Origin of the sequence: Flavobacterium anhuiense, from assembly GCF_004151235.1 — a bacterium.
In the GTDB taxonomy this organism is placed as follows: Bacteria; Bacteroidota; Bacteroidia; order Flavobacteriales; family Flavobacteriaceae; genus Flavobacterium; species Flavobacterium anhuiense_A.
Window position 1 is genome coordinate 112,243 of record NZ_JUIV01000016.1, and the last position, 22,490, is coordinate 134,732.

Genomic DNA, 22,490 nt, shown 5'->3' on the forward strand with positions numbered 1-22,490 from the left:
GATTGTTTAGAAGACAAAAAGTTTATTTCTTAGAATTTGTTTTAAAAACCTTTCATGAAAATGAAAGGTTTTTTTATGAAAACAAACAATCGATTGTTTTAAAGATGGTTTTTTAGAATTTTAATGATTGGTAGATCAGATTATTACTGTGTAATGTACGATTTTACTGGTATTTTTTGTTGGTTTATCGCCCTTCAATCTCAATAATTTTATTTTTTTTAGACAAGAAAGCAGAATTTTTCATTTTTATGTTTTCTTTAAGAATATCCCAAGAACACATAATTTTCATTAAAGATAGCTACAACGTTATAGTTTGTTTTGTCATATTCTTATATTTTTGGGCTTAAATATGAAGTAACTATTTTTTTAAGGCATGTTTTTTTTGTACTTATCAATAAAAAATTACACAACCGATTGTGTTTGCGAGATATTTTTCTATATTTGTAATAAATACACTTATTAATTTTAACTTTTATAGTGCAAAAAAAATAACTAACTAACCAATTAATAATTAAATCAATTTTTTATGACTAACCACTTTACTGCAAGTAAACACAGACATTTAAAATGTTTATGTTTTTTTATGCTGATGTTTGCGTTTTCATTTCAATCTAAAGCACAGACAACAGTTACGGGAACGGTAACTGATGCTAGCGGACCGATTCCGGGGGCTAATGTTAATTTAAAAGGAACCAAAAACGGTGTGAGCACTGGTTTTGATGGTACTTATTCTATAAATGTGCCGGCAAACGGAGTACTTATTTTTAGTTTTATTGGATTAAAAAGCAAAGAAGTAGCTGTAAACGGGCAGAAAAATATTAATGTAACGCTTGAAGAAGACGCCAATGACTTAAAAGAAGTTGTGGTAATCGGCTACGGTACACAGGTTAAAGAAGCTGTTACAGGATCGGTTGCATCATTAGGAGGAAAAGAATTAAATGAAGTTCCGGCCGCTAATATTACTCAAGCTTTACAAGGAAGGCTTCCAGGTGTTGAGATGACGCAAACTTCTTCTAAACCTGGTGCCGCGATGCAGATAAGGATTCGCGGGACTAGATCATTGACAGGAGGTAACGATCCTTTGGTGGTATTGGATGGAGTTCCATTTGCGGGCTCTATAGGAGATATTAATCCGGCCGATATTAAATCTGTGGACATCCTGAAAGATGCTTCTGCTACAGCTATTTATGGTTCTCGAGGAGCCAATGGTGTAATCTTAGTGACTACTTTAAAAGGAAAGAAAAATCAGAAAGCTACATTTACTTATAATGGTTTTAGTGGAATTAAACAGGTTTTCTCAAAGTATCCTATGATGGATGCTGTTAAATTTGCTGCTCTACGTGATTATTCAGATTTATATGAGGATGGTGTTGATGAGAAAAGAAATGTAAATACAGATTGGCAGGACTCATTGTACGGTTCTGGAGAAATGATAAGTCATGATGTTGGCGTTTTTGGAGGAACCGAAACAGGAGCTTACAATGCAGGTTTAGGATATTACAAAGAAGAGTCAGTTCTTCCTGGTCAAAGCTATGAGCGTTTTAGTCTAAGAGCAGGTTTAGATCAGCAGATTAATAGATCTATACGCATGGGATTTAATACCAATAGCAATTACACGATCACAAATGGTGATAATATTGGACCAGGAACTGTTCTAGCGACTTCTCCGCTTGCTAATCCATACAATGCAGATGGTTCTTTAAAAAGAACAGTTAGGATGGCTGCAGATGATCAATGGGTCTATACTAGACAATCCATTAAAAATTTAGGAGATGCTTATGTTAATCTGAATAGAGGTTTCAGTTCTTATAATAATATTTTTGCGGAAGTGAAAATTCCGGGTGTTGATGGTTTAAAGTACAGACTGAATACAGGTTTGAATTTCCGTACCTCTAACACAGGATATTATGAAGGGCAGGGAGTTTTTGATGTAAATCCGGGAACAATTTCGAATGCAGCAATCACAAACGGTTGGTCTACGCAATGGCTTTTAGAAAATTTATTAACGTACGATAAAACTTTTGCACAAAAACACACTATAAATTTTGTTGGATTGTATTCAAATGAACAATATACAGGACAGAGTTCAAGAGTAATTAGAAATGGTATTACTTCTGATGCATTCCAATTTTATAATTTGGGACAGAGCGAGGAAGAAGCGGTAATTAGACCTGACGAACAGGATTATACACAGTGGGGATTAACTTCTTACATGGCTAGGTTAATGTATTCTTACGATAATCGTTATTTCATTTCGGGAACAGTGCGTTCTGATGGTTCATCAAGACTTGCTCCTGGTCACAAATGGGTCACTTATCCAGCAGTTTCAGTAGGATGGACGCTTTCAAATGAGTCTTTCCTTAAAAATGTAAATTATATTAATTTATTAAAACTGAGAGCGGGATATGGGGAAACGTCTAACCAATCAGTGGATCCGTATAAAACTCTAGGAGCTTTAAGCACAAGACCTTATAATTTTGGAAGCACTAATTCAACTGGTGTGTATGTAACAGAGTTGCCAAATCCTAATTTAGGATGGGAGTTTTCGACGACATGGAATTATGGGTTAGATTTCGGATTCTTCAACAATCGCTTATCAGGTACAATTGAATATTATAAAACCAATACAAAAAATCTATTGCAACGTGTGAGACTTCCATCAACATCCGGCGTAGATAGCTATGTAGCTAATGTGGGAGAAACGCAGAATAAAGGTTATGAAATCTCATTGAACGGAGTTATTTTAGATAATCCTAAAGGTGTGACTTGGACTGTTGGGGTTAACTTCTACAGAAATGAAAACAAGCTGGTATCTCTCGCATCTGGAGCTAGCCGCGATGAAACCAATAACTGGTTTGTTGGATATAATATCAATTCTATATATGATTACCAAAAGGTAGGAATTTGGCAGGAAGGCGATCCGTATATGTCAATTTATGAGCCAGGGCCAACTGGAATTAATGATCAAGGAACAGTTGTAGGATCTATTAAAGTCAAATACACAGGAGATTATAAGCCAGATGGTTCACCAGCCCGTGCTATTAATCCAAGCGATCGCCAGATTATTGAAACAGATCCAGATTTTCAGGGAGGTTTTAATACTAGTGTAACCTATAAAGGATTTGATTTTAATGCAGTGGGCGCATTTAAGAGTGGAGGAGTATTAATTAGCACACTGTATGGAGGTGCAAGTTATATGAATTTGTTAAACGGGCGAAGAAGTAACATTGATGTAGATTATTGGACTCCAGATAATAGAGATGCAGAATTCCCTAACCCTAGAGGTATTAGAGCTGGTGATAATCCAAAATATATGTCTACTATGGGATATTTTGACGCTTCTTATTTGAAAATTAGAGCAATGACTCTTGGTTATACGATCGATCCCAACTTTACAAAAAATGTAGGCATCGATAAATTAAGACTTTATTTTACTGTGCAGAATCCATTTGTTTTATTTTCTCCATATCATGATAAATCTAGAATGGATCCAGAAACGAATTCATTTGGTAATGAAAATCAAGCTGTTGCATCCTATCAATCAAGATTTCCCGTTATTGGTACTAGTACCCCTGCAACAATAAATTATTTATTTGGGCTTAATTTAACATTTTAATCAAACGCAGACATGAAAAAATATATTTTTAAAAATTTAATTATGGGGTCAGCGGTTTTATTCTCCTTAGCTGGTTGTTCGGATATATTAGAAGAAAAACCTCATGATTTTTATGAGCCTGGCTACTTTAAAACAGAACAAGGGGTTAAACAAGGATTAACTTCTCATTATGCACACTTGCGCTGGATTTACGGGCAGGCATATTTTTATAATGCATGCCAGACAGGAACAGACGAGGCAACGTATGCTCAGAGTGCAGACGGAAATTTCAAGGATCACGATTTATCTGGTGTGGGTATCATTAATCCGACTTCAAGCCGTTCGGATGTTTTGTGGAATAACTCTTATTATGATATCAATACTGCGAGCGGTATTATCGAAAATGGTGCAGCCGTAGGAGTTGCCAGCAGTTTAATTGCTGAATCTAAATTTTTTAGAGGATTTGATTATTTCCTGCTTGTGCAAACTTTTGGAGGGGTGCCGTTAGATCTAGGAGCTGGAGAATTAAAGTTTAACAGCAAACCTTCAAGATATTCTAAACGTAATACGGTTCCTGAAGTATATACAAAAGCCATTTTTCCAGATTTGGTTGCAGCAGTTAATGATCTTCCAGATACACCTAGATTGACTGGTACAGTAACTAAAACTGTAGCGCGATTATTTCTGGCAAAGGCATATCTTACTTATGCTTGGTGGTTAGAAAACCCAAATAACATCCCAACTTATCCAGATGCTCCAAGAACAGATCCCGACGGACATAACTCGCAGTGGTACTTTCAAAAGGCTTATGACCTGGCTGTTGAGGGAATAAATAATCCAGGGTCTTATGGGCTATTAGATTCTTATTATGATGTTAATGCGGGAGCAAATGATAGAAATAAAGAAGTAATGCTTTATGCAGATCATACACAAGAAAGCGAATATTACAATGGTGCAAGTCTTACGTACGGTAGTGGTGGTGCTCCAGATAACTTTTCAGGCTGGATGGTAACTTGGAACTATACAGCTATTAGAAGTAAAAATGGAACCGACGCGGTATCTTCAGTTCAAAGAGAAGCAAATCAATTTCTAGGACGTCCGTGGACAAGAATGGCGCCACCAATCGAAGTTTTTACTAATACTTTTGCTGATAAAACCAACGATTCTAGATACGATGGAACATTCGCAACTGTTTATAGAGGCAATTGGAATCTTCTTCAAACAGGTCTTACAAATGTCTTAACGTTAACAAACGCAAATGGCTTGACAATTAAACCTGGAGATGCTGTTTTAACTTTCCTTAATGATGAGCCTGCAACGGCTATAACTTATCCTTCTGGACAAGGAGATAGCGGAGTGGGCGCAGGAGTCTTGCCGGGAAGAGCAGACTATGTGATTTCTCCAAAAGGCATTAGCAGAATCGTATATCCAGGTTTCTGGAAACTTGGACCATACAGAACAGATAATGCTGGAGGATTAGGACAGCCGAATGCAGGAAGTACGAGACCGTTTCCAGTAGCAAAATTCTCTGAATTGTATTTGGTTGCAGCCGAAGCAGCTGTTAAAGGAGCTACAGGATCTTGGAGTGCTAGATCTCTTGTAAATGTACTTAGAGCTAGAGCAGGAAAATGGAAATGGGACAATAATGGAAATACAGCTAAAATTCAGGATAATAGTGCTGCTATGACCAATGCAACTCCAGCCGTAATTGATATTAACTACATTCTTGCTGAACGTTCACGTGAATTTTTTGGCGAAGGATACCGCTGGTATGACTTAGTAAGAACACAGAAATGGAATGAAATTGCTGGGAAATATTCTATAGGAGGATCTAACTACGGACAACACACACCTGAAGTAGTGACCAGATCAATTGATCCGCACCATTACCTAAGACCGATTCCGCAAGGACAGATGGAGGGGATGGAAATGTCGGATGCCGAAAAAGCTACTTACCAAAATCCAGGATATTAAGTTTTATTTTTCTAAAAACTAATGTTAAGCAAATAAGGCCAATTTTATGAATTATCTTATTAGGGTTTATTAATTTAGTTTTAAACAAGCCGGGAGTAACCCTCTCGGCTTTTTAATATTTTTTCGAAATGCACTTTAACAAACAATATAAAATGAGCAATAAAAAAAAGATTCTTATATCATTTGCTTTTCTGTTTTGCTTCATCGTTATGCAGGCTCAGGAAAGCACTATCCAAAAAAAGAAAAGCAGTAAAGATCCAATCTTTTCAAACGTAACTTACGTAGGAGATGATCAGATTTACAAAAGCAATCCATTAAAAGAAGATGAATTTTATTCTCCGATTCTTCAGGGATGTTATCCAGATCCTGCCATTACAAGAAAAGGAGACGATTATTATATGGTGTGTTCTTCGTTTGCCATGTTCCCTGGAGTGCCCATTTTTCATTCTAAAGATTTAGTAAACTGGACCGATTTGGGAGGGGTATTAAATAAAGTTTCAGAGTTTAATCCTCATGATACAGGAATCAGTGCAGGAGTTTATGCACCTGGAATTACGTACAATCCTCATAATGATACTTTTTATATGATTGTTACTGCTTTTACAGGCGGTTTAGGGAATATCATTGTAAAAACTAAAGACCCAAAAAAAGGATGGGGAAGTCCGATAAAATTAGCTTTTAATGGAATAGATCCTTCTATTTTCTTTGATGACAACGGAAAAGGTTATGTGGTGCATAATGATGCTCCTGATAAAGGAAAAGAATTGTACCAAGGACATCGCGTAATTAAAGTTTGGGAATATGATTTAGAAAAAGATCAGGTAATTCCGGGAACAGATAAAATTATTGTAGATGGTGGAGTCGATCTTTCTAAGAAACCAATCTGGATCGAAGCCCCTCATTTGTATAAAAAAGACAATCATTATTATTTAATGTGTGCTGAAGGCGGTACAGGAGGAAATCATAGTGAGGTTGTTTTTATTAGTGATAATCCAAAAGGCCCTTTCAAGCCATCATCTAATAACCCAATCCTAACACAGAGATATTTCCCTCAAAACAGACCTAACAAAGTAGATTGGGCAGGACATGCAGATTTAGTCCTTGGTCCAGACAATAAATATTATGGTGTATTTTTAGGAATTCGTCCAAACGAAAAAGATAGAGTAAACGCTGGACGTGAAACTTTTATGCTGCCAGTAGACTGGTCAGGTACCTTTCCTGTTTTTGAGAACGGTTTAGTTCCAATGGGGCCAAAATTAAAAATGCCAAACGGTGTGGTAAATAAAACAGGTAAAGATGGTTTTTTTCCTAATGGTAACTTTACATTTACAGAAAATTTTACATCACAGAAGTTAGATTATAGATGGATTGGATTACGTGGACCAAGAGAGCATTTTATTTCTATTGTTAAAAAAGGTTTGCAGATTACGCCATTTGCAGTAAACATAAAAGAGTTAAAACCAACTTCTACCTTATTTTACAGACAGCAGCATAATACTTTTTCTTTTACAACAACTTTAGAATATAAGCCAGAGTCAGAAAAAGATCTGGCAGGAATTGTATGTCTTCAAAACGAAAATTACAACTATGTTTTTGGTGTTACGAAGAAAGGAAAAGATACTTATATATTGTTGGAAAGAACAGAAAGCGGACAGTCAGAAATTGTATCAAGTGCAAAAATAGATGCTAAAGGAGCTTTACGTTTGCAAGTTAAAGCAACAGGCGACAATTATCAGTTTAGCTATGCTTTAAACGGTGCTGATTTTGAAAATCTTGGAAATCCAGTTTCAGGAGATATTCTTTCAACAAATGTTGCAGGCGGATTTACAGGAGCTTTGGTGGGTTTATATGCCACTTCATCAAATAATTCACATCCGAAATAAAATTTACAACTCCCATTTATTTCAATTTAAAAAATGATTTATGGGAGTTGTTTTTTAGGATAGCAGCAGTCATCAAATTTTAGTAGAAATGATAAAAAGATATTTTAAATATTTATTGCTTTTACAGCTTTTCACTTTAATAATAGGATGTAAGGCCAATCAGCCACTAGCAAATTCTTCTGAAAAGACGAATGATGAAAACTGGGTCGGATCATGGGCTTGTGCGCCAATGCTTGTAGAACCAAACAACATGCCTCCAGCCCCAGGTTTGGCCGAAAACACGCTTCGTCAAATTATAAAAGTTTCTATAGGAGGAGAACACATTAGACTGCGTTTTTCAAATATATTTAGTGATCAGCCTACCGTTTTAAAAAAGGTTAGCATAGCCAATGTGCTTAATGCTTCAGCAATTGATAAAAACACGCAAAAAAATCTCAGCTTTAATGGAAATCAAGAAGTAACATTAAATCCAGGTCAGGAAGTATTTTCAGATAAACTGAATTTTCAGCTAAAACAAGGTCAATTACTAGCCATAACCATTTATTATGGAGCTGCGTCGCAAAAAACAACAGGACATCCTGGATCGAGAACAACATCTTATATTTTATCGGGAGACAATCTCAATAATGATGTTTTCTCAGGAGCTGTAAAAACAGATCATTGGTATTCTATTGTTGGCGTCGATGTTGTGGCATCAAAAAAGGCATCTAATATTGTTTGTCTAGGAAACTCCATTACAGATGGCCGCGGTTCTGGAACAAACAAACAAAATCGCTGGACCGATATTCTAGCCGCTAGATTGGCTGCCAATAAAGCCACTCAAAATATTGGAGTTTTAAATTTAGGGATAGGCGGAAATTGCGTTGTAAAAGGCGGATTAGGCCCAACGGCATTAGATCGTTTTGACCGTGATGTACTTTCGCAAACCGGTACAAAATGGCTTGTAATATTGGAAGGAATAAATGATATAGGAGGAATTAAACGTGCAGAAGATGCTCCTATAAAAGCACAAGAAATTATAGACGCTTACCAAATTATGATAGAAAAAGCACACGCCAGAGGCATAAAAGTCTATGGCTGTACGATTCTGCCTTTTCAAAAATCATTTTATGACGCGCCTTTCAAACAGGAAGCAAGAGATATCGTAAATGCATGGATCCGAAATAACCATTTTGATGCAGTAGTAGATTTTGATAAAGAAATGGCTTCGGAAACCGATTCTAAAACCATTTTATCAAATATGCATGACGGCGATTTTTTGCATCCTAATGAATTAGGATATCAAAGAATGGGAGAAGTAATAGACTTGAATTTATTTAAGTGAAATTCCATTTAGTACAAAAAACAACTTTAATAAGAAATCATGAAATCAATAATTAGATTTTTTGCAATAATTGTCCTTTTTTTAACGGGACAGCATGGATATTCTCAGGATCCAAATTTTCATGTTTATTTAAGCTTTGGACAGTCCAACATGGAAGGCGCTGCTTCGATAGAAGCTGAGGATAAATTAAATGTAGATCCTCGCTTTCAGGTTTTGGAAGCAGTAAATTGTCCAGATTTGAATCGCGAAATGGGAAAATGGTATACTGCAATTCCGCCATTATGCAGATGTAAAACAGGATTAACATTGACAGATTATTTTGGAAGAACTATGGTAGCCAATCTTCCTAAAAATATAAAAGTTGGAGTAGTAAATGTTGCTGTGGGCGGATGTAAAATAGAACTTTTTGATAAAGATAATTTTGATAATTATATGAAAACAGCGCCAGATTGGATGCTGGGTATGATCAAAGAATATAATGGCAGTCCGTATGCAAGATTGGTTGAAATGGCAAAAATTGCGCAAAAGAAAGGAGTGATAAAAGGTATTTTATTGCATCAGGGAGAATCTAATACAGGAGATACACTATGGCCGAAAAAGGTTAAAATAGTATATGATAATCTGATGAAAGATCTAAACCTTGATCCTAAAAAAGTGCCATTGCTTTCTGGAGAAACCGTTCATGAAGAGCAAAAAGGAAAATGCGCCAGCATGAATAAAATCATTGCAACGTTGCCTCAGACCATTCCAACTTCTTATGTCATTTCATCAAAAGGTTGTGCAGTAGCTTCAGATTTCTTGCATTTTAGTGCGGCAGGATATAGAGATTTAGGAAAGCGTTATGCAGAAAAAATGCTTTCGTTATTAGGGTATAAATCCAATAGCACAAATGATTCTTTTATAGTTCAAGCACCATTTGGATTTGACCAGTTAAATCCAGCAGTTCCAGCAGGAAAAATAGAAACGGTAAGTTATAATTCAAAGACAGTTGGAACAGTAAGAAAAGCTACTATATATACGCCGCCGGGATTTAGTAAAAGCAAAAAATATCCAGTTTTATACCTTTTGCACGGAATTGGTGGAGATGAAAAAGAATGGCTAAACGGAGGAAGTCCGCAGATTATATTGGACAATCTTTATGCAGAAGGAAAATTAGAACCAATGATTGTGGTAATGCCAAACGGAAGAGCCATGAAAGATGACAGCGCTACTGGAAACATAATGGCGCCAGACAAAGTGCAGGCATTTTCAGATTTTGAAAAAGACTTATTAAAGGATTTGATTCCTTTTATTGAAAAGAAATATAATGTTTACAAAGACAGAGCGCATCGTGCCATTGCAGGATTATCTATGGGAGGCGGACAATCTCTCAATTTCGGATTAACCAACTTAGACAAATTTGCTTGGATTGGTGGATTTTCATCAGCTCCAAATACAAAGAAAACAGAAGAATTGGTGCCAAATCCAGAGGAAACAAAAAAGAAACTAAAACTGCTTTGGATTTCTTGTGGAGATAACGATTGGCTGCTTGAAAACAGCAAACGCACTCACGATTATTTATTTAAAAATAATGTGCCACATATTTATTATCTAGAACCGGGAGTTCATGATTTTAAAGTATGGAAAAACAGCTTATATATGTTTTCGCAGCTATTGTTCAAACCGGTTGATGAATCAAGTTTTGCAAAATATACGGTTTTAGGAGCCACAGCTCAAACCAATATACGTAATGCCAAATATCCTCAGATTCTGCCTGATAATAGGGTAATTTTTAAAGTAAATGCACCTGAAGCATCAAAAGTGCAGATCGATCTAGGAAAAAAGTACGATATGCAAAAAGACGGCCAAGGAGTGTGGAATGTTACAACCGATGTGATAAACGGAGGGTTTAATTATTACTCACTTTTAATTGATGGTGTGGCAGTTGCAGATCCGTCAAGCGAAACTTTTTACGGAATGGGACGCATGGCCAGCGGAATAGAAATTCCGAAAAGAGATGGTGATTTTTATGAATTGAAAACTGTTCCGCATGGTGAGGTAAGAATAATGAAATACTTTTCAAAAGGAACTAATTCTTGGCGTGAAATGTATGTGTATACGCCACCAGGATACGAAACCTCTTCAGAAAAATTTCCTGTGCTGTATCTTTTACACGGAGGTGGTGAAGACCAAAGAGGATGGAGCACTCAAGGAAAAGCAAATTTGATTTTGGATAATTTAATTGCAGAAAATAAAGCAAAGAAAATGCTTATTGTAATGCTTGATGGCAATATGGGCAATACAGGAGGAATAGCAGGTTTTGGAGAAGAAACCTTAAAAGCATTTGAAAACGAACTGAAAAACGGAGCCATACCTTTTGTAGAAAGCAATTTTAAAGTTGCAACAGACAGCAAAAGTAGAGCTTTAGCCGGTTTATCAATGGGCGGATTGCAGACACTTTACGCTGGAATTAAAAACTCTAATATGTTTTCAAGTCTGGGCGTTTTCAGTTCAGGCTGGTGGGCAAACAATCCGAAATTATCAGATCCCCAATATGAGTTTATGAAAAACAATGCGCAGTCAATAAATGCTAACTTAAAAGATTTCTGGATTTCGATGGGAGGAAAAGAAGACATAGCTTACGAGAATTGTAAAATCATGATGCAGAAATTTGATCAATTCGGCATAATATATATATACAGCGAATATCCAGGCGGACACACTTGGCCAGTATGGAGACACGATTTGTTCCTGTATTCACAGTTATTATTCAAATAACACAAAACAGAATCAAAGATTTTGATCTAAAATAAGCTGAATCTGAAATGAATGATAAAAAATACCTGATGAAAAACTATTTGAAATTTATATACGCCTTGATTTTTGTTTTAGCAAGTACGCTATCAAAAGCTTCTCAGCCTTTTATAACAGAAGATAAAAGCCAGAATGTTATGGTGCTGAAAGAAAAATCGTTGTCACTTTCTTTTTTTATAAATCCAAATTTAGATGCAGGTATTTTGCGTGCTGTAAATAATCTTCAATCAGATTTTGAAAAAGTTACAGGCCAGCGTCCGCTTATTTTAAACCAAAATCCTAATGGATCTTCACCTCTTATTATCATTGGAACGATCGGATTTAATTCGGTTATTGATGATTTAATTAAACAGAAAAAAATTGAAGGAAAAGAGCTTAAAGGTAAAAATGAAAAATTCATTATACAACACGTTAAAAATCCTTTCAAAGGCGTAGATGAAGCACTCGTAATTGCAGGAAGCGACAAACGCGGCACGATTTACGGAATTTATGAATTATCTAAACAAATTGGTGTTTCACCATGGTATTACTGGGCTGATGTGCCTGTAAAACAAAAAGAAAATATTTACTTCATTAAAGGAACGTACACAGAGGGTGAACCTGCTGTAAAGTACAGAGGCATTTTTCTTAATGATGAAGCTCCAGCTTTAAGCGGTTGGGCAAAAGCAACTTTTGGCGGTTTCAAAAGCAAGTTTTATGAAAAAGTTTTTGAATTAATACTTAGGCTAAAAGGCAATTACATGTGGCCTGCCATGTGGGGAAATGCATTTTATGATGATGATGCAGCCAGCGGGCCTTTGGCAAATGAAATGGGAATTGTAATGGGCACTTCGCATCACGAACCAATGGCTTTAGCCCAGACAGATTGGCGCCGATACATTAAAAAAAATAATTTGCCCAATATTTGGGATTACTCCAAAAATAAGACAGTTTTAGACGAATTCTGGAAAACGGGAATTCAGCGAAGCAAAAATTGGGAAAAACTGGTAACCATTGGGATGCGTGGCGATGGAGACGAAGCGATGAGCGAAGGCACTAATATAAGTCTGCTGGAAAATATTGTAAAAGAACAGCGCAAAATTATTGAGAAAGAAACAGGGCAAAGCGCCAATAAAACACCTCAGGTTTGGGCTTTGTACAAAGAGGTTCAAGATTATTACGATCAGGGAATGCGAGTTCCTGATGACGTCATTCTTTTATTTTGTGATGACAATTGGGGAAATGTCCGCAAACTTCCAGATCTTTCTAAACCCTTGCATAAAGGAGGTTACGGAATGTATTATCATTTTGACTATGTTGGAGGTCCAAGAAATTCAAAATGGATAAACATAAGTCCGATACAAAGAGTTTGGGAACAAATGAACCTTAGTTATGAAAACGGAGTCGATAAAGTATGGATTGTGAATGTTGGGGATTTAAAACCAATGGAATTCCCGATCAGCTTCTTTTTAGACATGGCTTGGAATCCTAAAAACTTTAACTCTCAAAATTTATTTCAATACACAGAAAGCTGGGCAGCAGAACAGTTTGGAAATAAATATGCTAAAGAAATTGCCAGATTATTAAATACCTATCCGAAGTTCAATCGTCGGGTTACTCCAGAAATGCTGGACAGTAAAACCTATTCATTGGAAAATTATAATGAATTTGAAACGTTTGTTAACGATTACAAAAAATTAGCACTAGATGCTTACAGAGTTTACAACGATCTTCCCAACGAATATAAAGATGCTTATTTTCAGCTAGTTTTATATCCAATAGATGCTTGCTGCAATCTTTATGAAATGTATTTTGCACAGGCAAAAAATAAAAAACTGACAGAGCAAAAAAATAGTCTTGCCAATTATTATGCAGATGAGGTTAAAGTAAAATTTGAACGCGATTCTATTCTTCAAAACAAATACAATAATGAAATTGCAGGAGGCAAATGGCCTCACATGATGGATCAGATGCGAATAGGATATAAAGCTTGGCATGATGGCCCAAAAAATATTCTTCCTGAGGTAAAATATCTTTCGGATAGCGAAATTATAGTTCCGAAAGTTTTTGTTGAAAAAGATGGGTATGTTTCGATTCATGCAGAACACTTTTCTAAAGCCAATAATTCAAAAAAAATACATTGGGAAGTGATTCCAGATTTTGGAAAAACGCTGAGTGGAATCACGACCTTTCCGCAAAATGGTTATCCTACAGCAGAAGATAATATATTTGTAGAATACGAGATTAATTTTGCTTCAGCGAGAGAATGCAATGTTGAACTTTTACTGGCTCCAACACTTAATTTTAATAGCAATAAAGGACTTCGATATGAAATATCTTTTGATGAAGAAAAACCACAGCTTGTAAATTTCAATGGACATTATAAAGGAGAATTAGGTAAATGGCAGGCAGAGCACATGATTCATTCTGTAACTAAACATAACATCTTGAGACCAGGAAAACATACGCTTCGTTTCAAAGTTTTAGATCCGGGAATTGTGCTTCAAAAAATACTGATTGATACAGGCGGTTTGAAACCGTCTTATTTGGGAGCTCCAGAAAGTGATCGAGTAGCTGAATAAGTTTTACAATTTCTTTTTGTTAGAAAAGAATATTAAAAAATGACTAAAAATATATGAAAAAGCATTTGTTTAATCTCCTGTTTTTCTTCGGAATTTCCATGTTAGGTCAAGAGAAATCAGATCTAAAGCTTTGGTATAAAACTCCATCTGGTGATGTTTGGGAAAATGCATTGCCAATAGGGAATGGTTTTCAGGGCGCCATGGTTTATGGGAATGTCGGAAAAGAAATTTTTCAGCTAAATGAAAGCACAGTTTGGAGCGGAAGTCCTAACCGAAATGATAATCCGCTAGCAAAAGAAGCTCTGGCTCAGATAAGACAATTTCTTTTTCAGGGAGAATATCAAAAAGCCGAAAAACTGATCAATGAGACTATCATTACCAAAAAATCTCATGGGCAGATGTTTCAGCCTGTCGGAAATTTGGAACTGAATTTCCCAGATCAGAAATATTCCGATTATTATCGTGAACTGGATATTGAAAATGCAGTTGCAAAAACAATGTATAAAGTAAATGGAGTGACTTTTACAAGAGAAGCTTTTACCTCTTTTGCAGATAGAGTTTTGGTCATTAAACTTTCTGCAGATAAACCTGGGCAGCTATCATTTACATCTGGTTTTACATCAGAACATAAGAAGCAAAAAATTACAATTAATAATAATGAAATCTCACTTTGGGGAAACACCAGTGATCATGAAGGTGTAGAAGGAAAGGTTCAGTTTAATGCATTAGCAAAATTAAAAGTCGAAGGCGGAAATATAAGCACTGTTGATAATGCGTTGAAAGTCGATAAAGCAGATTCAGTAGTAATCATGGTTTCTATAGCTTCCAACTTTGTAAATTATAATGATGTAAGTGGCGATGAAAATAAACTGGCTCAATCTTATCTGGATAAAGCGGTTGTTAAGAATTATGATAAGATGAAAATCGCTCATATTGCTGCGTATCAAAAATATTTCAACAGAGTGAAATTGGATTTAGGAACTACAGAACAAGATAAATTGCCTACAGATGAAAGATTATCCAATTTTAGAAATGTTTCAGATCCGTCTTTTGTAACCTTATATTATCAGTACGGCAGGTATCTCCTAATTTCTTCTTCACAGCCAGGTGGACAGGCTGCAAATCTGCAGGGAATCTGGAATCGCAGTATGACACCGGCATGGGATAGCAAATATACCATCAATATTAATACGGAAATGAATTACTGGCCAGCCGAAAAAACAAACCTTTCTGAAATGCATGAACCTTTATTAAAAATGATTCAAGAGCTTTCGCAGACAGGACAGGAAACAGCCAAAGTAATGTACGGTGCTAGAGGATGGATGGCACATCATAATACCGATATTTGGAGAATAAATGGTGCTGTTGATGGCGCAACGTGGGGAGTGTGGAATGCAGGCGGAGGATGGCTGAGCCAGCATGTTTGGGAACATTATTTATATACTGGAGATGCGGCATATTTAAAATCTGCTTACGAAATATTAAAAGGAGCTGCTCTTTTTTATGCTGACTTTCTTGTTGAAGACCCTGCAAACGGATGGCTGGTCATAGCACCTGGGAATTCACCTGAAAATACGCCAATAGCACATCAAAATTCGGCAATGACAGCAGGTTCTACCATGGACAATCAAATTGTTTTTGATGTTTTTAGCACGCTTATAAAAGCTTCAGAAGTTTTACAGAAAGACAGAGAATTTGCAGATAGTCTTAGAGTACTGAGAAAAAAACTGCCTCCTATGCAAATTGGAAAATACAATCAGCTTCAAGAATGGCTTGATGACGTAGATGATCCAAAAGATAATCACCGCCATATTTCGCATTTATATGGTTTGTATCCGTCCAATCAGATTTCGCCATATAGAACTCCAGAGCTTTTTGCAGCTGCAAAAAACACACTGCTGCAAAGAGGCGATGTATCTACAGGATGGAGTATGGGCTGGAAAGTAAACTGGTGGGCAAAAATGCAGGACGGCAATCATGCCTACAGCTTAATTCAAAATCAATTGACACCGCTTGGCGTAAATCACGAAGGAGGCGGAACCTATAATAACCTTTTTGATGCGCATCCGCCATTTCAGATCGATGGTAATTTTGGCTGTACTTCTGGTATTACCGAGATGCTTATGCAAAGTTCAGATGGAGCAATTCATCTGCTTCCTGCTTTACCTGATGCTTTAAAAGAATATGGATCAATAAGCGGTTTAAAAGCGAGAGGAGGTTTTGAAATAAAAGATTTAAAGTGGAAAAATGGAAAAATAACAGCGGTAACTATTTATTCTAATCTGGGTGGCAATCTAAGATTAAGAACTCCTAATGAGCTTATTCTAAAAAAGAATAAAAATTTAAAAATAGCAACAGGGGAAAATTCAAATCTATTTTATAGAGTGGAGGAAACCGAAAAACCAATTATTTCTAAAGATTCAAACATTCAATTGCTGAATATTAAAACATCTTATTTGTATGATATCATGACAGAAAAAGGGAAAACTTATACTTTTTACTTTCAATAAATTCAAATTCAATCTATAATGAAAAACAACATTCTATTTTGCCTATTAGCCTTAATGATAGGAGCCAATGCATCGGCTCAAATGAAGTTATTTGATTTAAGCGAAGTAAAACTAAAAGAAGGACCATTTAAAAATGCTCAAAATGTAGATCTAAAGTATATTTTAGCTTTAGATCCTGACAAACTTCTAGCGCCTTATTTATTAGAATCTGGGCTTCCGCCAAAGGCAGATCGTTATGGCAATTGGGAAAATATAGGATTGGATGGACATATTGGCGGACATTATCTTTCTGCTTTAGCTATGATGTATACATCTACTGGAAACAAAGAGCTTAAAGATAGATTAGCCTATATGCTATCAGAATTGGCCCACTGTCAGGCTAAAAATGGCGATGGCTATGTTGGAGGTATTCCGCAAGGCAAAATTTTTTGGGATCGAATTCATAAAGGAGATATTGACGGAAGCAGTTTTGGACTCAACAATACTTGGGTTCCTATTTATAACATTCACAAACTTTTTGCTGGTTTAATTGATGCTTATCAATACACCGGAAGTGAGCAAGCAAAAGATATAGTAATAAAACTTGGAGATTGGTTTATAGAATTAATCCGTCCGCTTTCTGATGAACAGATCCAGAAAGTTTTGGCAACAGAGCATGGAGGAATAAATGAATCTTTTGCCGATTTGTATATCATTACAAAAGACAAAAAATACCTTGAAACCGCCGAAAAATTATCGCATAAAGTTTTATTAAATCCATTACTGCAAAAAGAAGACAAACTCACAGGACTTCACGCTAATACTCAAATACCAAAAGTGGTTGGTTTTGAAAAGATTGCCGCTCTTTCTGATAATAAAGAATGGTCAGATGGTGTGCAATATTTTTGGGATAATGTGACCCAAAAACGAACAGTTGCCTTTGGAGGAAACAGTGTTGCAGAACATTTTAATCCAGTTAACGATTTTAGCGGTATGGTAAAATCGAATGAAGGGCCAGAAACCTGCAATTCGTACAATATGGAACGTCTTGCTAAAGCTTTGTTTCTCGATAAAAATGATGTGCATTATCTGGATTTTTACGAAAGAACACTTTACAATCATATCCTTTCGAGCCAACATCCAGAAAAAGGAGGTTTTGTGTATTTCACGCCTATTCGTCCAAATCATTATCGCGTGTATTCTCAGCCTCAGACAAGCATGTGGTGCTGTGTCGGAACGGGACTTGAAAATCATACCAAATATGGAGAATTAATTTACAGCCATACACAAAATGATCTTTTTGTAAATCTTTTTATTCCTTCAATTTTAAAATGGGAAGAAAAAGGTATAGAGTTGGAACAAACCACAAAATTTCCTTATGAAAATGAGACAGAATTAGTTGTAAAACTTAAAAAATCAAAACACTTTGCTTTGAATATCCGTTATCCAAAATGGGCTGAAAGTTTTGAAATACTCATTAATGGAAAAGAACAAAAAATCGAAACCAAACCCTCTGAATATGTTGCGATTTCAAGAAAATGGAAGTCGGGAGATAAAATAAGTATCAGATTTAAAACGTCAATACATTTAGAAAATCTGCCAGACGGTTCCAATTGGAGTGCATTTGTCAAAGGGCCAATTGTATTGGCTGCCAAAACTTCGACGGAAGGATTAGATGGCTTGTTTGCAGATGATAGCCGAATGGGACATGCCGCAAGAGGAAAATTTATTCCGCTTGATAAAGCCTATGCATTGGTTGGAGATAAAGCAGATTATATATCAAAACTTAAAGAAACAGGGAACTTAAGATATAGTTTAGATTCATTAGAATTGGAGCCTTTTTTTGAAGTGCACGATGCCCGCTATCAAATGTATTTTCAGACGTATTCCAAAGAAGAATATAAAGAAAAGCAGGAGTTGCTGAAGAAGCAGGAAATTGAAGCAATGGCACTTGAAGCCAAAACAATAGATAAAATAAATTGTGGTGAACAGCAGCCAGAAGTCGATCATTTGTATAAAGGAGAAAAAAGCAATTCGGGTTACGAGGACGGAAAGTTCTGGCGAAATACACGTGCTTATATCTCTTATCAAATGCTGAACAAAAACAGCAAAGGTCAGTTTTTGAAAATCAGTGTTTTAGATGAATACAATAGCGATAATAGTATTATTTTAATCAATGAAAAGCCAGCGGTAGTAACATCATCTGATAAAAAGACCATCAATATAAAAATAGATAACAAGCAAGTGCTGAACATTAAAATTCTGGCAAAAGACGGAAAAGTCAGCCCAAAATTTTCTCAGCTTAGAATTGTTACGAATTAAAGAATAATATCTCTATTAGACATTTTTCAGAGATCCAGAAAAGAAACAAAAACGATGAAAACAAAAGATTTTATATATGTTTTTTTTGCGATTACATTTACTATTGTGACAAGTCATTCTCAAAAAGTAAAAGCCCAAAATCCCATTATTTTTGCAGATGTTCCTGATTTATCTATAATCAGGGTTAATGATGCTTATTATATGAGCAGTACCACAATGCATATGAATCCTGGGATTCCTATTATGAAATCTAAGGATTTAGTGAATTGGAATTTGGTTAATTATGCCTATCAGACCTTAGAAGATCACAACGACCGACTGAATTTAGATAATGGAAAAAATGACTACGGAAGAGGTTCATGGGCGAGTAGTTTGCGTTATCACAATGGCGTATATTACGTGAGTACTTTTTCTGGCACGACTGGCAAAACTTATATTTTCTCTACAAAAGATATTGAAAAAGGACCGTGGAAGAAAATTGTTTTAAACAATTCCTATCATGATCATTCTCTTTTCTTTGATGATAATGGAAAAGTCTACTTGGTTTGGGGTGGTGGAAAAATTCAAATTGTAGAATTAAAAGAAGATCTGTCTGAAGTTAAAGAAGAAACAAAGAAGGTTTTAATAGAGAATGCTAATGCTCCTGCGAAATCCGATATTATGTTACCAGCAGAAGGATCACAGCTTTTTAAAATTAACGGAAAATATTATCTGTTTAATATCTGCTGGCCAAAAAACGGCATGCGTACTGTAATCATACATCGAGCAGATAATATTGCAGGGCCATGGGAAGGAAAAATTGGATTGCAGGATTTGGGCGTCGCTCAAGGCGGACTTATTGATACTCCAGATGGCAGATGGTTTTCGTATTTATTTAGGGATGCGGGTGGCGTTGGCCGTATTCCGTATCTGGTTCCTGTAAAATGGGAAAACGGCTGGCCAATTTTAGGAGAAAATAGTAAAGTGCCTCAAAAGCTAAATCTTCCAGCCAATAAAAGCCTTATTCCCGGAATCGTAAACTCAGACGAATTTAATCGTAAAAACGGAGAAAGTGATCTGCCTTTGGTTTGGCAATGGAATCATAATCCCGATAATGCAAACTGGTCGGTAAAAGAAAGAAAGGGCTATTTAAGATTAAAAACATCCAGAATCGACAGCAGTTTCACGCAGGTAAAAAATATTTTGACACAGAGAACTTTTGGCCCTGTATGTTCGGGAGCTACAGTGCTAGAACTTTCAAATATGAAAGAAGGAGATTTTGCCGGTCTTTCGCTGCTGCAAAAAGATTTTGGTTTGGTTGGAGTAAAAATAGGTGATGGGGAAAAAAGAATTGTGATGGTGGATGCCGAAAAAGGAAATCCAAAAGAAGTAGAAAGTGTTCCATTAAATCAGAACAAAATATATTTTAAAGCCGAATGCGATTTTAGAAATCAAGCAGATCAGGGAAGATTTTATTACAGTTTAGACGGTAAAAAATGGATCAGCATTGGAAAATCTATTAAGATGCCATATACCATTCCGCATTTTATGGGCTATAGATTCGGACTGTTTAATTACGCTACTAAAACTGCAGGAGGTTTCGCCGATTTTGATTATTTCAGAATTGATGAAAAGATTTTAGAAACGAATTAGCTTCTAATTAAAGTTCTAACGGTGATTTAAAATAGAATTAATGAAAATATATCATATAATGTATTTAAAAAGAATAAAATTTCTAGCATTTATCATTCCTATATTTGGTTTTGCTCAAAATCCTATTGTACAGACAAGCTATACAGCAGATCCGGCGCCAATGGTTTACAATAATAAACTGTATTTGTATACTTCGCATGACGAAGACGATTCTACTTGGTTTACCATGAATGACTGGAAATTGTACACTACAGAAGATATGGTAAACTGGACAGATCATGGAGCGGTATTATCGTATAAAGATTTTAGCTGGGCTAAAATGAATGCTTGGGCAATTCAATGCATAGAAAGAAAAGGCAAGTTTTATTTGTACGCTCCAATTACAGATAATCAAGGTCGAAATGGCATTGGTGTAGCAGTATCTGACAGTCCGTATGGGCCATTTATAGATCCGTTAGGAAAACCTTTGGTGCAAAACAGCGACGCCGATATTGATCCGACCGTTTTTATTGACGATGATGGACAGGCATATTTATTGTGGGGAAATCCTGTTTGTCATTATGTGAAATTAAATGAAGACATGATTTCTTATAGCGATGAGGTAAAGATATTTACAAACACAATTGAATCATTTGGAAAGCGAATAGGAAAAGAAGATCCCCGCAGACCTACGACTTATGAGGAAGGGCCTTGGCTTTATAAAAGAAACAAATTATACTATCTGTTTTTTGCTGCCGGACCTATTTCTGAGCATATAGGTTATTCTACAAGCAAAAGTCCGCTTGGGCCGTGGAAATATCAAGGAGTTGTAATGCCAACTCAAGGGGAGAGTTTTACAAACCATCCTGGTGTAGTAGATTTTAAAGGAAAAACCTATTTCTTTTACCATAATGGCGCTTTACCAGGAGGTAGTGGTTTTACAAGATCTGTGGCTGTTGAAGAATTGTTTTTTAATTCTGATGGTAAAGTTAAAGAAATGAACATGACAGAAGGCATTAAAAAAGGAATTGGAACTCTGAATCCTTATGCTAAGTCAGAAGCAGAAACGATTGCTTGGTCTAAAGATGTAAAATCTATGCAGAATAAAGAAGTAGGTGTTTTTATTACTGCCTTAAAAAACAATGCATTTACTAAAGTGAAAGATGTTGATTTTCGCGAATCAGGTGCTTCAAAATTTACGGCTCGAATAGGTACTACGCACAATGGAAATGTATCAATGGAAATTAGACTTGATAGCATAGATGGGGAATTGATAGGAACAGTAAAAGTTCCTATGACAGGAGGAAATGACAGATGGGTTCTCGTTACAACAGATATAAAAAAGGTTTTTGGAGTGCACGATCTTTATTTTATATACAAAGGCAACGCTACTGAAAAAATCATGTATTTCGATTATTGGATGTTTTCTAAATGACAATTAGCTAACCATACTTCAATACGAAGAGTTCAATCATTAACAAAAAGATAAATCTTAAAAGGTTATGAATCTTAAAAATTTAATATTCTTGTTTTTAGTTAGTTTCTTTAAACTAAGCGCCCAATCAGTGGTAAAAAGTCCGGACGGAAAGCTTGCGGTGTCGGTTTCTGCAGATAACGGAATGCCCCAGTATAGCGTAACATTCAATGAAAAAACATTTATAGAAAAATCGCCATTAGGCTTAAAAACGAATGCGGGAGATTTCAGTTCTGGACTGGCTTTGCAGGCAAATAGCATCCAAAACAAAATTGACGAATCATATCAGCTGCGAAACATCAAAAAAAGCAGCGTGCATTATACGGCCAACGAAGCTGTTTTTTCGTTCACAAAAGAGGACAGGCCAGCTCTTGATGTGATTTTTAGGGTGAGCAATAATAATATGGCATTCAAATATAAAGTTTATCCGCAGAAGGAAACGCTTTCGTGCGTGGTTCAGGAAG

General features: G+C 35.9%; 11 protein-coding genes. All 11 read left to right on the plus strand.

Annotation, left to right across the window (positions count from 1 at the left end):
- Nucleotides 1–526 precede the first annotated feature (526 nt).
- Nucleotides 527–3,616, plus strand: coding sequence for a SusC/RagA family TonB-linked outer membrane protein (locus NU08_RS17280; protein WP_129748360.1), 3,090 nt, complete (start codon nt 527–529; stop codon nt 3,614–3,616).
- Nucleotides 3,617–3,628: 12 nt separating this feature from the next.
- Entirely contained in the window at nt 3,629–5,569 is a 1,941-nt protein-coding gene (locus tag NU08_RS17285) for a RagB/SusD family nutrient uptake outer membrane protein (protein WP_129748361.1), read from the plus strand.
- Between the two features lie 152 nt (nt 5,570–5,721).
- On the plus strand, nt 5,722–7,452 hold the full coding sequence (locus tag NU08_RS17290) for a glycoside hydrolase family 43 protein (protein ID WP_129748362.1): 1,731 nt from the start codon (nt 5,722–5,724) through the stop codon (nt 7,450–7,452).
- 88 nt (nt 7,453–7,540) lie between these two features.
- A complete protein-coding gene (locus NU08_RS17295; protein ID WP_129748363.1) occupies nt 7,541–8,776 on the plus strand; it encodes an SGNH/GDSL hydrolase family protein in 1,236 nt (411 codons plus the stop codon).
- Between the two features lie 39 nt (nt 8,777–8,815).
- On the plus strand, nt 8,816–11,533 hold the full coding sequence (locus NU08_RS17300; RefSeq protein ID WP_129748364.1) for an alpha/beta hydrolase-fold protein: 2,718 nt from the start codon (nt 8,816–8,818) through the stop codon (nt 11,531–11,533).
- Nucleotides 11,534–11,580: 47 nt separating this feature from the next.
- Nucleotides 11,581–14,130, plus strand: a complete 2,550-nt coding sequence (locus tag NU08_RS17305; protein WP_242502584.1) for a glycosyl hydrolase 115 family protein — start codon at nt 11,581–11,583, stop codon at nt 14,128–14,130.
- 53 nt (nt 14,131–14,183) lie between these two features.
- The gene (locus tag NU08_RS17310) at nt 14,184–16,640 is read left to right on the plus strand and encodes a glycosyl hydrolase family 95 catalytic domain-containing protein (protein WP_129748365.1); all 2,457 of its coding nucleotides are present in this window, start codon (nt 14,184–14,186) and stop codon (nt 16,638–16,640) included.
- Nucleotides 16,641–16,658: 18 nt separating this feature from the next.
- Nucleotides 16,659–18,941: a glycoside hydrolase family 127 protein gene (locus NU08_RS17315; protein ID WP_129748366.1), complete on the plus strand. Its 2,283-nt coding sequence runs from the start codon at nt 16,659–16,661 to the stop codon at nt 18,939–18,941.
- A gap of 54 nt (nt 18,942–18,995) precedes the next feature.
- On the plus strand, nt 18,996–20,573 hold the full coding sequence (locus NU08_RS17320) for a glycoside hydrolase 43 family protein (RefSeq protein ID WP_129748367.1): 1,578 nt from the start codon (nt 18,996–18,998) through the stop codon (nt 20,571–20,573).
- Nucleotides 20,574–20,613: 40 nt separating this feature from the next.
- A complete protein-coding gene (locus NU08_RS17325) occupies nt 20,614–21,987 on the plus strand; it encodes a glycoside hydrolase family 43 protein (RefSeq protein ID WP_317126370.1) in 1,374 nt (457 codons plus the stop codon).
- A 67-nt stretch (nt 21,988–22,054) separates the two neighbouring features.
- The coding region (locus tag NU08_RS17330; RefSeq protein ID WP_207214081.1) for a glycoside hydrolase family 97 N-terminal domain-containing protein at nt 22,055–22,490 on the plus strand (436 nt) is incomplete at its 3' end.

What these genes read in the sequence shown, in the direction of transcription:
- NU08_RS17300 (WP_129748364.1), top strand. Translation starts at nt 8,816, where the DNA reads ATGAAATCAATAATTAGATTTTTTGCAATAATTGTCCTTTTTTTAACG.
- NU08_RS17290 (WP_129748362.1), top strand. Translation starts at nt 5,722, where the DNA reads ATGAGCAATAAAAAAAAGATTCTTATATCATTTGCTTTTCTGTTTTGC.
- NU08_RS17315 (WP_129748366.1), top strand. Translation starts at nt 16,659, where the DNA reads ATGAAAAACAACATTCTATTTTGCCTATTAGCCTTAATGATAGGAGCC.
- NU08_RS17320 (WP_129748367.1), top strand. Translation starts at nt 18,996, where the DNA reads ATGAAAACAAAAGATTTTATATATGTTTTTTTTGCGATTACATTTACT.
- NU08_RS17295 (WP_129748363.1), top strand. Translation starts at nt 7,541, where the DNA reads ATGATAAAAAGATATTTTAAATATTTATTGCTTTTACAGCTTTTCACT.
- NU08_RS17285 (WP_129748361.1), top strand. Translation starts at nt 3,629, where the DNA reads ATGAAAAAATATATTTTTAAAAATTTAATTATGGGGTCAGCGGTTTTA.
- NU08_RS17305 (WP_242502584.1), top strand. Translation starts at nt 11,581, where the DNA reads ATGAATGATAAAAAATACCTGATGAAAAACTATTTGAAATTTATATAC.
- NU08_RS17325 (WP_317126370.1), top strand. Translation starts at nt 20,614, where the DNA reads ATGAAAATATATCATATAATGTATTTAAAAAGAATAAAATTTCTAGCA.
- NU08_RS17310 (WP_129748365.1), top strand. Translation starts at nt 14,184, where the DNA reads ATGAAAAAGCATTTGTTTAATCTCCTGTTTTTCTTCGGAATTTCCATG.
- NU08_RS17280 (WP_129748360.1), top strand. Translation starts at nt 527, where the DNA reads ATGACTAACCACTTTACTGCAAGTAAACACAGACATTTAAAATGTTTA.